This window comes from Carboxydothermus islandicus, from assembly GCF_001950325.1.
In the GTDB taxonomy this organism is placed as follows: Bacteria; Bacillota; Z-2901; order Carboxydothermales; family Carboxydothermaceae; genus Carboxydothermus; species Carboxydothermus islandicus.
This window is the reverse complement of the sequence record NZ_BDJL01000030.1, coordinates 73,976-86,583: the sequence shown is the minus strand read 5'-3', so window position 1 is coordinate 86,583 and position 12,608 is coordinate 73,976. Positions and strand designations below refer to the sequence as shown.

The following is a 12,608-nucleotide window of genomic DNA, read 5'->3' as shown; positions in this document are numbered from 1 at the left end:
GGGTTTTATGAAGGTAGAGTATTTTAAAACCTTTATTACTGTAGTTAATGAAAAAAGTTTAAGTAAAGCTGGAAAGCTTTTAAACTTAACGCAGCCGGCTATAACCAAACATTTGCAGTCCTTGGAAGAGTATTTTAATACAATATTATTGGAAAGAAATGTAAAAGGAATTAAGCTTACCGATGATGGGGCCCTTTTGTATAAATATGCTCAAGAAATTTTAAAGATTCTTGAGGAAGTAGAACAAAACATATCCGGAAACAAAGAAAATCCCAAGGGAATCTTAAATATCGGGGCAAGTAATATCCCCGGGCAATATCTTTTGCCACTGCTTTTGGGGAGGTATAATTCGGCTTACCCCCAGGTAAAGGTAAATCTTGAGATTAGCGATACGGGCGATGTGGTGGCTAAAATTTTGGATGGTGTCTATGATGTTGGAGCGGTAGGTTCAGAAATAAAAAACCCGCGCTTGGAATTTGTTCCTTTTTTTAAGGACGAGTTAGTTTTTATCTTGCCGGCTAATCATCCCCTCACCCAAAACGAAGTTTTGGAACCGGATGATTTGTTAAAAATTCCGCTTATTTGGCGGGAAAAAGGTTCTGGCACCCGTATGTTCCTGGAAAAAGCTTTAAAAAATTTTGGGATATCGGAAAAGAAGCTTAAAATTGTTATGGAGCTGGGAAGCAATCAAGCGGTATTAACGGCAGTAGAAGGGGGACTGGGAGGGGCTTTTTGCTCCGAAATTGCCGTTAGAAAAGCGACAAAGTTAGGGTTAGTATCGGTTCATAGAATTAAGGGTTTAACTTTGCAAAGGGATTTATTTTTGCTATATTTAAAGAGAAAAAAACAACACCCACTTATAAATCACTTTATTAATTTAGCTTTATCCGAATTTTCCTCGCAAAGGAGATGAGGAGAGTGAATTGGGAAGAAAAGGTTGAGAAATTGGTAAACTGGTTGAAGGAAAAAGTAAGAGAAGCCAATGCCCATGGGCTACTGGTGGGATTGTCCGGAGGTGTTGATTCGGCAGTAGTTGCGACTTTGATTAAAAAGGCTTTTCCTGAAGAAAGTCTGGGTATAATTATGCCTTGCTTTAGTAACCCTGAAGATGAAAAAGATGCGCGAATGGTGGCGGAGCATTTAAATTTGAAATATATTGTGGTAAATTTAGATGAGCCTTATCAAGCTTTGATTACAAGCTTAAAGAATGCTACACCCCATGAGCCAGGAAAGCTTGCCTTGGCCAACATTAAACCGCGGCTAAGAATGACAACCCTTTATTACTGGGCCGCAACTTTAAATTACTTAGTTGCAGGAACAGGAAATCGAACAGAGTTAGAAATCGGTTATTTTACAAAATGGGGTGATGGCGGCGTTGACCTATTGCCTATCGGTAATTTGACCAAAACCGAAGTTTGGGAATTTGCCCGCTATCTCGGACTTCCTGAAAAGATAATTACTAAAGCTCCTTCTGCCGGGTTATGGGAAGGCCAAACCGATGAAGGGGAGATGGGCTTTACTTACAAAGATATTGATAAATATTTATTAACCGGTGAAGGTTCGGCGGAGTTAGTGGAGTTTGTCAAAAGAATGCAGATAAAATCCCAGCATAAAAAGAAAACACCGGAGGTTCCAATGCTGTAAATATATGGGGGAGGTTGTTCTATGGCTGGGCATTCCAAATGGGCAAATATTAAGCATAGAAAAGAAAAGATGGACTCCCTGCGGGGGAAAATTTTTACCAAGCTTGCCCGGGAGATAATGGTAGCGGCAAGGCTTGGGGGAGGAGATCCGGAAGCCAATCCCCGTCTGAAAGCGGCTATTGCTCGAGCACGGGAAGCTAATATCCCTAACGAGAATATTCAGCGGGCCATAATGAAAGGAACCGGTGAGTTAGCCGCGGAAAGTTATGAAGAGGTTTTTTACGAAGGCTACGGTCCCGGAGGGGTAGCGATTCTTCTAAAAATAATGACCGATAATCGTAACCGCACTGCCGGTGAAATCAGGCATCTTTTTTCCAAGCATGGCGGCAGTATGGGGGAAGCGGGGAGCGTTCAGTGGATATTTGAAGAAAAAGGGTATATTACCATCCCCAAAGAAGATAACCCGGGAATTAATGAAGAAGAAATTTTGCTTTTGGTTTTGGACGCTGGCGCTGAAGATTTAAAGGATGAAGGAGACCAGTTTGAGGTTATAACTGAGCCAGAAGCTTTTGAAAAGGTTAAGGATGCTTTAAACAATGCAAACATCAAAACAAGCATTGCCGAGATTACCATGCTTCCCAAAACTACAGTACCGGTTTCTGGAGAAGAGGCTCAGAAGCTTTTAAAACTTTTGGATCTTTTTGAAGAACATGATGATGTACAAGAGGTCTATGCCAACTTTGAACTGGTTGACTAAAAAGAGCCGTACCAAGGCTCTTATTTCTCTTTTTGGAGGTTAAAATGAAAATCATAGGTATTGATCCGGGAACGGCTATAGTTGGAGTTGGTGTACTTGAGAAAAAAAATGGAAAACTTACTGTAAAAAATTATCAAGCTATAACCACACCCCCAATTGACAAAGAAAAAAGATTAAAGATAATTTTTCAAAAGCTTAATGAAATACTTATTCAAGAAAAACCGGAAATAGTGGTGGTTGAAGAATTGTTCTTTAGTAAAAATGTAAAAACGGCAATTTCTGTTGGCGAAGCCCGAGGAGTGGTTTTATTAGCATCGGCCTTAAATAATATTCCTGTTTTAGAGCTTAAGCCGGTCGAAGTGAAAACTATTGTAACCGGTTACGGGCATGCACCTAAAAGTCAGGTTGAGTATATGATAACCAGGCTTTTGGGACTTAAAACTCCTCCCAAACCTGATGATGTGGCTGATGCTTTAGCTATTGCCTATGCAGGTTTTCTAAAAATGGGGGGATTGCTTTGATAGCCGTTTTAAAAGGGAAAATATTGAGTAAAACTCTTGATACGGTAATCATTGATGTCAATGGAATTGGTTTTAAGGTAGCGGTTCTTCCCCGGGAATTGGGAAGTCTTAACTTAAATTCGGAAGTAGTAATGTATACTTCCCTACAAATTAGGGAAGACGGTTGGTTCTTATATGGTTTTAGCGATGAAGAAACGAGGAAATTTTTTGATTTATTGCTGAGCGTTTCCGGTATTGGTCCCAAAGCTGCGTTAGCAATATTAAATGAATTTACTCCGGAAAAGTTAAATTGGGTTATTGCCAATAAAGATGAAAAAGCAATAACAAAGGTACCGGGAGTCGGTAAAAAAAATGCGCAAAGACTCTTTCTTGAATTAAAAGATAAAATTGGCTATACTTCTTTTACAAGTAAAGAAGCGGGTGAGGAAAATTTCCAGGATTTGTGGGGAGATGTATATAAGGGACTTCTGAGTTTAGGACTGTCAGCAGCTGAAGCCAGGGAAATTTTAAGTAAAATAGATAAAAAAAGTGTTAAAACTCCCGAGGAAGGTATTGCCCTGGCCTTAAGATTTTTAAATAAATAGAAATAAGGTGAAAATATGGAGGAAAGATTGGTTTCGGGATATGAGTTAACGGAAGATGAAAATGAGTTTAGCTTAAGACCGAGAAGATTAAGTGAATATATTGGACAGCATAAAGTAAAAGAAACAATTTCAATTTTTATTGAAGCAGCAAAAAAACGAAATGAAGCCTTAGACCACGTACTTTTATTTGGACCTCCCGGTCTGGGTAAAACTACTCTCGCTACCATTATTGCTAATGAATTAGAAGTAAATATTAAAATAACTTCCGGCCCGGCCCTTGAACGCCCCGGAGACTTAGCGGCGATTTTAACTAATCTCGGGGAAAAAGATGTGTTGTTTATCGATGAAATTCATAGACTTCCCAGGATTGTCGAAGAAGTTTTATATTCTGCTATGGAAGATTTTGCTCTTGATATTATGCTTGGTAAAGGCCCGGGGGCCAGAAGCTTGAGGCTGAGTTTGCCTAAATTTACCTTAATTGGGGCTACTACCCGGGCGGGGCTTTTAACTTCACCTCTGCGGGACCGCTTTGGTATGGTTCACCGCTTGGAGTTTTATTCGGTGGAAGAATTAATGTTAATAATAAATCGGTCGGCAGCATTATTAAAAACCGAAATTACCCCTGAAGGTAGTTTTGAAATTGCCAAACGTTCCCGGGGTACACCGAGAATAGCTAATAGATTATTAAAACGAGTAAGGGATTATGCAGAAGTTCGGGGCAGCGGGGTAATAGATCTTGATAATGCTAAGGCAGCGTTAGATTTATTGGAAATTGATGAGCTGGGTTTAGATCCGACCGATCGCTTAATTTTAAAAACAATGATTGAAAAATATCAGGGGGGGCCAGTGGGAATTGAGGCAATTGCCGCTTCCATTTCGGAAGAGGTTGACACCATAGAAGATGTGTATGAGCCATTTTTACTCCAGATTGGGTTTATAAAAAGAACCCCAAGGGGGCGTGTAGTTACCAAGCTTGCTTATGATCACTTAGGTATTTCTTATAATAAAAATGAAGCAGAACCTTCGCTATGGTAGAGGTGAAAACATGGAACTTTTACTGCAAATATGCTGTGCACCCTGCAGTATTTATCCCCTTGAAAGGTTAAAAGAAATGGGCTATAACATAACAGGGTATTTTTATAATCCTAATATCCACCCCTATCAGGAGTTTAAAAGACGACGAGAAACTTTAAAACAGTACGCCTCTCTAATAAACTTGGAAGTTATTTATGAAAACGATTATCCGCTCACCGAGTTTCTTAAAGGTATTTTGGAATATCCGGGTGTACGCTGCGGATTTTGTTATGAAACCCGCTTGGAGAAAAGCTTTCAAAAAGCTAAAAGTTTAGGAATAAATAATGTTTCTACCACTCTTTTGGTTAGTCCATATCAAAAACACGATTTAATTAAAGAGATAGGCTTTAACTTAGCAGAAAAATACGGCATAAACTTCATTTACGAAGATTTTCGGGTGGGCTTTCGGGCTGCTTATCAAAAAGCTAAAGAACTTGATTTATACCGGCAGCCGTATTGCGGCTGTATCTTTAGTGAAAAAGAAAGATACTATAAGGAAGGGAAGTAAGCTATGGGAGAAATGGGAAAATTTCTAATGTTAATCGGGGTAATCTTAATTATCACCGGTTTTTTCTTTTTTATAGGAGAGAAATTTTTACACTTCGGGCGTTTGCCCGGGGATATTTTAATCCGAAAGGGAAATTTTACCTTCTTTTTTCCCCTGGCCAGTTCCATATTATTAAGTCTTTTGTTAACTTTAATACTTAACTTGCTTTTTCGACGGTAAAACCCCATGAAAAATTTATTGCTTAACGAATACCTTATTGGGGGTTAATTATGCAGTTCAACAAGACAATTAATGACGAAATATTAGAGCAAAGGATTCGCCAACATGAAAATCTTATTTTCAGGATTGGGGCCCGATTGACGGGCCGTTTTATTACCAAGTCCGATGATGAATACAGTATTGGCCTCCTGGCTTTAAATGAGGCTATTCAAAGTTATAATTCCGATAAAGGAGTAGAATTTGAAAAATTTGCTGCTCAAATAATTAGGCGTAGATTAATTGATTTTTACCGGCAAAATAAGCTTTATCAGCAAAATTTGCCGCTGGATGAAAGTTTTTTATCGCAAAGAAATTTAATTGACGAAGTGGATATACGCCTGGAAATTGCAGAATATGAAAAACTTTTAAAACAATTTCAGATAACTTTTGCTGAATTGGTTAAAGTTTCGCCCAAGCATAAAGATAGCCGGCAGAAATTAGTAATGCTTGCTAAAGAGATAGCGGAAGACGAAGAAATTGTTCGACAGTTTATCCGTACTAAAAAGCTACCTCTGCAAAGCATCTCCGAGCGTTTTAAGATTAAGCAAAAATCCATTGAAAAGTATCGAAAATATTTGGTAGCAATTATCTTGATTTACTGGGGGAAATTTACCGGTTTACAGGCATACCTTGGCTGGGGAGGTGACTCATAATGGGCCGGGGCGTAATTATAGAAAAAGTAAATGAAAATTCTTACCTAATCTTGTCCGATGGCCGATTTTTACAAGTGAAATTAGCTGGAAGTTATAACGTTGGGGATGAAGTTGAATTTCCCGAAAGGACAGTTAATCCATTGGGTTTTAGCCTTAAAATTGTTGCTCTGGCGGCTTCATTATTGTTATTTTTTGCTCCGGTATACCTTACCTATGCCAAGGAAAGGGAAGTGGTTGCCTATCTAACCGTGGGTGGAACCAAGGGAGTAAAAATAGGAATAAATTACCGGGATAAGGTGATTAAAGTTTTACCCCTTTCTCCCGAGGGTGAAAAATACCTCGCTGAATTAAAAGGATTAAAGGTTGAGCAGGCAATTGCTAAAGTTTGTTCGGAATTAGGAACGAGCGAAGAAATTAAGCTGGAAGTATTACCCGGAAAAAAGTATAACGTTCATAAACTGCAAAAATATCTTCCAGACCGAAAGCCCAAATCCCAAACACAACTTCTACCAAAAACTTCTGAAAAAAGTAAAAAACCTGTCGAAAAGGTGAATAAGAAAGAGAAGATGGAAACAAAGGAAAAAAGGAAAAACTTTCGGGAAAATCCAAAAGATGATAAAATTAAAAAGGAATCAGGGAAAAAAGAGGAAAAGGTTTTAACCGGGGGAGGAGGCAAAATTAGTGCAAAAACTACTAAAAAATTTAATGATACTGCTGTTAACCGTAGCGGCTCTTCTCCAGTGGATGATGCCAACTCTGGCGGGAGAACAAATAAAGGTTCGAATTTTGCTGAAAGATCTACCCAGGACCGAGAGCCAAAAGGTAAAGCTAAGCGGTAAATACCAAATTTATGACGGAAATACCTTAAAAAATGTGAAAGATTTAATTTATAAAGATTCCGACGAAACTATTTTGACGATTAAACTAAAAACCATTGAAATCGCAACAAATCTTTCGGAATATTGGGTTGAGCTTTATAAAGATAATGACCCGACACCATTTTTTGTTACTAAAAATACTGTTATTTTTCAGGCTTACAGTGATACTACAGAAAATTTTAACTTAACACCGGAACGTACATTACCTCAACGCTTGGAACGTTACCGCGGCGATTTAATAATAATACCAAAAGCTACTGGTATAAGATTAGTTAATCGCCTTTCCTTAGAAAAATACCTTTATGGTGTTGTTCCCAATGAAGTTTCTGCATCCTGGCCGGCTAATGCAATTAAAGCCCAAATCTTGGCTGCCAGAACCTATGCTTACAGCCATTTAAGCCCGGATAATGAATTTGATTTATACCCGGATCAAAGAAGTCAGGTTTACGGAGGACTGAGCTCCGAATTTACCTCGGTAAATGCTCTGGTTGACCAAACTGCCGGAGAAGTGATAACTTATAATGGAAAGGTTATTACTGCTTTGTTTCACTCCAGTAACGGTGGTTATATCGAGTCCAATAATACCATTTACGGTACAACGGAGTTACCGTACTTAAAAGCTAAGAAAGATATCTATGATGATGAAGCTGCGGAATTATTGCAAGCGAGAGGTTCGAGCAGTTATAATGTTATCCGGTGGACAAAAGAATATACGGCTTCTGAGTTGCGGGAGCAGTTAAAAAAATCGGGCTATGATGTTGGAGAGGTAAAAGAAGTAAAAATAACAAAAACTGCATCAACCGGACGGGCAATGGAAGTAACGGTTACAGGGGAAAAGGGTAGTAAAATATTAAAATATGATGGAACCATTAGAAAAGCTCTCGGTTTAAATAGCTCGCGCTTTACAATTAAAATTTCAGAAAAGAAGTACCAAACAAAGTTTATTCCACTAAATACCGGTGAACAGCAAACGGTATACGTGATAAATGGTGAAGGTGAAATAATAGAAGTGGATAAACAGGCTGTAAACGTTATTGGAAGCAGTGAAGTTTCAATGGAAAACGGTGGAGCTGGATATAATATTGTTGAAGAAATACCACAAAAATTTACTTTTATAGGTCAGGGTTGGGGGCACGGTCTTGGCATGTCCCAGTGGGGAGCCTGGGCAATGGCGCAGCAAACCCAAAACCACCCTCCCTTTGACTACAAGGCGATAATCAAGTATTATTATACTGGTGTTGAAATAACTAAGATATATTAGAGGTGAATGATGAAGTTAGAGGATTTTGATTACAACCTTCCCGAGGAATTAATCGCCCAAACCCCCCTGGAAAAAAGAGATGAATCGCGGCTTTTGGTTTTAAATCGCCAAACCGGTGAAATTACTCATGATATTTTTAAAAATTTAAAGAGGTATTTAGTACCCGGTGATTTGTTAGTAGTAAATAAGACGAGGGTTATACCTGCCAGACTCTATGGGGTACGTGAGCAGGGAGGAGAGGTGGAAATCCTCTTATTAAAGAGGCTAAGTTTAACGGAGTGGGAGGTCCTGGTGAAGCCCGGAAGGCGTGCCCGGGTTGGCACCAGGCTTATTTTTGCTCCCGGGGTTTTAGAAGGGGAAATTGTAGCCCAGACGGAAGTGGGAAGGATAATTAAATTTAGCTTTCAGGGAATATTTGAAGAAATTTTAAATCAATTAGGACAAACTCCCCTTCCGCCTTATATTAAAGAAAAATTAAAAGACCCGGAACGGTATCAAACTATTTATGCTAAAGAACCTGGGTCGGCGGCTGCACCTACGGCAGGATTACATTTTACCTGGGAGTTAATTTCCGAACTAAATAATTATGGGGTTGAGTTTACCGAGGTTTTACTACATGTGGGGTTAGGGACTTTTAAACCGGTAAAGACGGAAAATATTTTCGAACACAAAATGCACGAGGAGTATTATGAAATTGAAAACGAGGCGGCGGAGAAAATAAATAAAGCAAAAAGAGAGGGAAGAAGGGTTATTGCTGTTGGAACCACGGTGGTAAGGGTATTAGAAAGTGTTGCCGATAGAGGACAGGTAGCTCCTGCCAAGGGTTATACCGACCTCTTTATATATCCAGGATTTAATTTTCAAATCATCGACGGTTTAATTACCAATTTTCACCTACCCAAATCAACTCTGCTTATGCTGGTATCTGCTTTTGCTGGCAGGGAAAAAGTGCTTAATGCTTACGAAACTGCTGTTAGTTTAAGGTATCGCTTTTTTAGCTTTGGTGATGCCATGTTAATAATTTAAGGAGGCTTAAGATGTTTTCTTTTAAACTGCTAAAAAAGGATCCCAGTACAAAAGCGAGGCTTGGGCTTTTAAAAACCTTTCATAATGTGGTGGAGACTCCGGTTTTTATGCCCGTTGGAACCCTGGCAACGGTTAAGACCATGAGCCCTGAAGAGTTAAAGGGTATCGGAGCTCAAATAATTTTAGCGAATACTTACCACCTGTACTTACGTCCAGGGGAAGAGTTAATTGCTAAAGCTGGCGGCTTACATAAATTTATGAACTGGGACCGGGCCATCTTAACCGATTCGGGTGGTTTTCAGGTTTTCAGCTTAGGTCCGTTACGCACCATTAGTGAAGAAGGAGTTACCTTTAAATCCCACATAGACGGCAGTACGCATTTTATGAGCCCGGAAAAGGCGGTGAAGATTCAAGAAGCTCTGGGTTCTGATATAGCTATGGTGTTTGACGAATGTGCTCCGTATCCGTCCGAATATTCTTATGCTAAGGAAGCAATGAAAAGAACGCACCGCTGGGCCAAAAGGTGTAAAGAAGCTCACCGCCGGGAAGACCAGGTACTGTTTGGGATAGTTCAGGGTAGCGTGTATCCCGATTTAAGGGTGGAAAGTGCCAGGTATTTAACGGAACTTGATTTTCCGGGATATGCCGTTGGTGGATTGAGTGTCGGTGAGCCAAAACCTTTAATGTATGAGATGTTAGAAGTTTTGGAGCCGCATTTACCTCAGGACAAGCCCCGTTATTTAATGGGGGTTGGGTCTCCAGATGCTTTAATTGAAGGGGTAATCCGGGGGATAGATATGTTTGACTGCGTTTTACCGACCAGGATTGCCCGTAATGGAACGGTTTTTACCAGGTATGGTAAATTAGTGGTAAGGAATGCTGCGTACAAAGATGATTTTCGTCCGCTTGAAGAGGACTGCCAGTGCTACACGTGCCGCAATTACAGCCGGGCCTACATTCGCCATTTGTTGCATAATGACGAGGTACTCGGGATTCGCCTGACAACCATCCATAACCTCCATTTTTTAATAAACTTAATGAAGGAAATCAGGAAAGCAATTAAAGAAGAGAGGTTGTTGGCTTTTGCCCGAGAATTTTTACAAAATTATGAGCAGGGAAAAGAATAAAAAAGTCGAATATAACTTTAGACGTTTTTTATACAAAAGAAGGGGGTAAGATAAATGTCCAGTAAGATTTTTACACCACAAGTAGTAACAATTATTTACCTGGTGGTCTTTTTTCTCATTGTCTATTTTTTCATGATTCGGCCGCAAAACCAGAGACAAAAGCAGCATCAAGAATTTTTAAAAGCCCTTAAAGTGGACGACAGAGTATTAACGGTGGGAGGCTTAATTGGAGAGGTAATAAAAATTAAAGAAAAAACGGTGATTCTTAGATTATCCGACAATGTAAAAGTAGAAATTTTAAAATCCGCGATAACCGGACCGTACAAGGAATAATTCAAACTGGGTGGTGGCTCTGTGCTGACCTTGGCCGATGTAAAAAAAGATCCGATGGTGGAAGCGTTCATAAAAAAAAGTAATGAACACCTTGGGACCCTCGGATATACCGAACACGGGTTTAGACATTTGGGGCTGGTTGCGGCAATTGCCAAAAACATTTTGGACCGTTTGGGTCATCCGGAGCGGGAAGGAGAGCTGGCAGCAATTGCTGGATATCTTCATGATATCGGGAATGCTATTAACCGCCAGGAACACGGTTTAACCGGAGCGCTTTTGGCAGCACAAATTCTTGAAAGGCTCGGCATGGATTACGAGGAAATTGCCATTGTTATTTCTGCCATTGGAAACCATGAGGAACAGTATGGTCAACCGGTTAATAATGTGGCAGCGGCTTTAATACTGGCGGATAAGTCCGATGTTCACCGCTCCCGGGTGAGAAATCAAGACCCGGCTACCTATGATATTCACGACAGGGTAAATTCGGCTGTGGAACATTCATTTGTCTGGGTCAACGAACAAAAAAGGACCATTACCCTGGAATTAATAATAAATACCGATATTTGTCCGGTAATGGAGTATTTTGAGATTTTTTTAAGCCGAATGGTGTTATGCCGGAAGGCAGCTGAGTTTTTAAAGTGTAGATTTGAATTAGTGATAAATGGAACAAAATTGCTTTAGGAAATTGACAATTATCGGCAAGGAAAAGTATAATAGCTTTGTTAATGCCTGCAGAGGAGGAATTTGGGAGTGAGGTTAGGGAAATTTACCTTATTTAGTGGCGTTTTAATCTTAATTCTTGTCATTGGGTGGTACATGTTTTTAGGTTTTGGTTCAGTTCAACCATTGGTAAAACATACCGTTTTGGGACTTGATTTACAGGGTGGAGTACACGTAGTTTTTCAGGCCAAGGAACTTCCTGGCAGTCCGGTTAACGATAAAACTATGCAGAGTACCATTTCCATAATAGAAACGCGGGTAAATGAGCTGGGTATCTCAGAACCCATTATTCAAAAACAGGGTAAAGATCGCATCATTGTTGAAATTGCTGGTTATAAAAATCCCGAGGAAGCGGTCAGAACTTTAATTAAACCGGCGGTGTTAGAATTTAAATCGCCTGAAGGGGAAGTCATTGTTTCGGGTAAAGATTTAAAGGATGCCATTGAAGCCAAAGATCCCAGTACGGGATTAGCCGAAGTAAACCTAACTTTTAATGCTGAAGGTGCCAAAAAATTTGGTGATTTTACAACTAAAAATGTTGGCCGCAATTTAGGAATATATCTTGATGGCAAACTTTTACAAAATCCGGTTATTCAGGAACCGATAACTGACGGTAAGGCCAGGATTACCGGTTACAAAGATTTAGAGGAAGCCCATCGCATTGCTGTACTGCTTCGTTCCGGTGCCCTGCCTTTAAAACTTGAAATATTGGAAAAGAAGGTTGTAGGTCCAACTTTAGGGGCCGACTCTTTAAGACGTTCGGTAAAAGCGAGTATTATAGGCGTGATAGCCATCTTTGTGTTTATGATTTTATATTACCGTTTTCCCGGATTTATCGCTGATTTTGCGCTAATTTTATATGCAACGATTGTTTTAGGAGTGATGATTGCTCTTAAGGCTACTTTAACTTTACCCGGAATTGCAGGTTTTGTTTTATCCATGGGTATGGCGGTGGATGCGAATATTTTAATCTTTGAAAGATTAAAAGAAGAACTAAGGTTGGGAAAAACTTTACGATCCGCTATTGATTCTGGATTTAAACGGGCCTTTTTAACGGTTTTTGACGCGAACGCTACCACCCTTATTGCCGCCGTAATCCTCTACTTTTTGGGTACCGGTCCAATTCGGGGATTTGCGGTTACCCTGAGTATTGGTATCATTGCCAGTATGTTTACGGCAATAACCTTTACCCGCTGGCTGTTGTTCTTAGCGGCAGACTCTAAAGTCGTCAAAAATCCTAAATTGTACGGGGCATAAGGGGGTAA

At 39.8% G+C, this 12,608-nt stretch carries 16 protein-coding genes; all 16 read left to right on the top strand.

Annotated elements, in window-relative coordinates:
- Positions 1-7: 7 nt before the first annotated feature.
- Positions 8-913: a selenium metabolism-associated LysR family transcriptional regulator gene (locus ciss_RS05205; protein ID WP_075865237.1), complete on the top strand. Its 906-nt coding sequence runs from the start codon at positions 8-10 to the stop codon at positions 911-913.
- Complete coding sequence (locus ciss_RS05200; RefSeq protein WP_075865236.1) at positions 910-1,644, top strand: NAD+ synthase; 735 nt, start codon at positions 910-912, stop codon at positions 1,642-1,644. The genes ciss_RS05205 and ciss_RS05200 overlap by 4 nt, the downstream gene beginning before the upstream one ends.
- Before the next feature lie 21 nt (positions 1,645-1,665).
- Positions 1,666-2,400 carry a YebC/PmpR family DNA-binding transcriptional regulator gene (locus tag ciss_RS05195; protein ID WP_075865235.1) on the top strand — a complete coding sequence of 245 codons (735 nt, stop codon included), beginning with the start codon at positions 1,666-1,668 and terminating at the stop codon, positions 2,398-2,400.
- Positions 2,401-2,444: 44 nt separating this feature from the next.
- A complete protein-coding gene (ruvC, locus tag ciss_RS05190) occupies positions 2,445-2,921 on the top strand; it encodes a crossover junction endodeoxyribonuclease RuvC (RefSeq protein ID WP_075865234.1) in 477 nt (158 codons plus the stop codon).
- Entirely contained in the window at positions 2,918-3,505 is a 588-nt protein-coding gene (gene ruvA / locus ciss_RS05185) for a Holliday junction branch migration protein RuvA (protein WP_075865233.1), read from the top strand. Before ruvC ends, ruvA begins: the two co-directional genes overlap by 4 nt.
- Before the next feature lie 15 nt (positions 3,506-3,520).
- Positions 3,521-4,540 (top strand): Holliday junction branch migration DNA helicase RuvB, encoded by a 1,020-nt coding sequence (gene ruvB / locus ciss_RS05180; RefSeq protein WP_075865232.1) that lies wholly within the window; start codon positions 3,521-3,523, stop codon positions 4,538-4,540.
- Between the two features lie 10 nt (positions 4,541-4,550).
- Positions 4,551-5,087 carry an epoxyqueuosine reductase QueH gene (locus tag ciss_RS05175; protein WP_075865231.1) on the top strand — a complete coding sequence of 179 codons (537 nt, stop codon included), beginning with the start codon at positions 4,551-4,553 and terminating at the stop codon, positions 5,085-5,087.
- 3 nt (positions 5,088-5,090) lie between these two features.
- Positions 5,091-5,306, top strand: coding sequence for a DUF2905 domain-containing protein (locus ciss_RS05170; protein ID WP_075865230.1), 216 nt, complete (start codon positions 5,091-5,093; stop codon positions 5,304-5,306).
- 50 nt (positions 5,307-5,356) lie between these two features.
- On the top strand, positions 5,357-5,998 hold the full coding sequence (gene sigI / locus ciss_RS05165) for an RNA polymerase sigma factor SigI (RefSeq protein WP_075865229.1): 642 nt from the start codon (positions 5,357-5,359) through the stop codon (positions 5,996-5,998).
- Entirely contained in the window at positions 5,998-6,837 is an 840-nt protein-coding gene (locus ciss_RS13530) for an anti-sigma factor domain-containing protein (RefSeq protein WP_075865228.1), read from the top strand. Before sigI ends, ciss_RS13530 begins: the two co-directional genes overlap by 1 nt.
- Positions 6,743-8,137 carry a SpoIID/LytB domain-containing protein gene (locus ciss_RS05155; protein WP_369689014.1) on the top strand — a complete coding sequence of 465 codons (1,395 nt, stop codon included), beginning with the start codon at positions 6,743-6,745 and terminating at the stop codon, positions 8,135-8,137. The genes ciss_RS13530 and ciss_RS05155 overlap by 95 nt, the downstream gene beginning before the upstream one ends.
- A gap of 9 nt (positions 8,138-8,146) precedes the next feature.
- A complete protein-coding gene (queA, locus tag ciss_RS05150; protein WP_075865226.1) occupies positions 8,147-9,163 on the top strand; it encodes a tRNA preQ1(34) S-adenosylmethionine ribosyltransferase-isomerase QueA in 1,017 nt (338 codons plus the stop codon).
- 11 nt (positions 9,164-9,174) lie between these two features.
- Entirely contained in the window at positions 9,175-10,290 is a 1,116-nt protein-coding gene (gene tgt, locus ciss_RS05145; RefSeq protein WP_075865225.1) for a tRNA guanosine(34) transglycosylase Tgt, read from the top strand.
- A gap of 54 nt (positions 10,291-10,344) precedes the next feature.
- Positions 10,345-10,623: a preprotein translocase subunit YajC gene (gene yajC / locus ciss_RS05140; protein ID WP_075865224.1), complete on the top strand. Its 279-nt coding sequence runs from the start codon at positions 10,345-10,347 to the stop codon at positions 10,621-10,623.
- A 21-nt stretch (positions 10,624-10,644) separates the two neighbouring features.
- Positions 10,645-11,304 (top strand): HD domain-containing protein, encoded by a 660-nt coding sequence (locus ciss_RS05135; protein ID WP_174574963.1) that lies wholly within the window; start codon positions 10,645-10,647, stop codon positions 11,302-11,304.
- A 69-nt stretch (positions 11,305-11,373) separates the two neighbouring features.
- The gene (gene secD, locus ciss_RS05130) at positions 11,374-12,600 is read left to right on the top strand and encodes a protein translocase subunit SecD (protein WP_075865223.1); all 1,227 of its coding nucleotides are present in this window, start codon (positions 11,374-11,376) and stop codon (positions 12,598-12,600) included.
- The last annotated feature ends 8 nt before the right edge of the window (positions 12,601-12,608 follow it).

Bases quoted from the DNA above. Each gene is read 5' to 3' on its own strand.
- ciss_RS05205 (WP_075865237.1), top strand. From the start codon at position 8: ATGAAGGTAGAGTATTTTAAAACCTTTATTACTGTAGTTAATGAAAAA.
- ciss_RS05200 (WP_075865236.1), top strand. From the start codon at position 910: ATGAGGAGAGTGAATTGGGAAGAAAAGGTTGAGAAATTGGTAAACTGG.
- ciss_RS05195 (WP_075865235.1), top strand. From the start codon at position 1,666: ATGGCTGGGCATTCCAAATGGGCAAATATTAAGCATAGAAAAGAAAAG.
- ruvC (WP_075865234.1), top strand. From the start codon at position 2,445: ATGAAAATCATAGGTATTGATCCGGGAACGGCTATAGTTGGAGTTGGT.
- ruvB (WP_075865232.1), top strand. From the start codon at position 3,521: ATGGAGGAAAGATTGGTTTCGGGATATGAGTTAACGGAAGATGAAAAT.
- ciss_RS05175 (WP_075865231.1), top strand. From the start codon at position 4,551: ATGGAACTTTTACTGCAAATATGCTGTGCACCCTGCAGTATTTATCCC.
- ciss_RS05170 (WP_075865230.1), top strand. From the start codon at position 5,091: ATGGGAGAAATGGGAAAATTTCTAATGTTAATCGGGGTAATCTTAATT.
- sigI (WP_075865229.1), top strand. From the start codon at position 5,357: ATGCAGTTCAACAAGACAATTAATGACGAAATATTAGAGCAAAGGATT.
- ciss_RS13530 (WP_075865228.1), top strand. From the start codon at position 5,998: ATGGGCCGGGGCGTAATTATAGAAAAAGTAAATGAAAATTCTTACCTA.
- ciss_RS05155 (WP_369689014.1), top strand. From the start codon at position 6,743: ATGATGCCAACTCTGGCGGGAGAACAAATAAAGGTTCGAATTTTGCTG.
- queA (WP_075865226.1), top strand. From the start codon at position 8,147: ATGAAGTTAGAGGATTTTGATTACAACCTTCCCGAGGAATTAATCGCC.
- tgt (WP_075865225.1), top strand. From the start codon at position 9,175: ATGTTTTCTTTTAAACTGCTAAAAAAGGATCCCAGTACAAAAGCGAGG.
- yajC (WP_075865224.1), top strand. From the start codon at position 10,345: ATGTCCAGTAAGATTTTTACACCACAAGTAGTAACAATTATTTACCTG.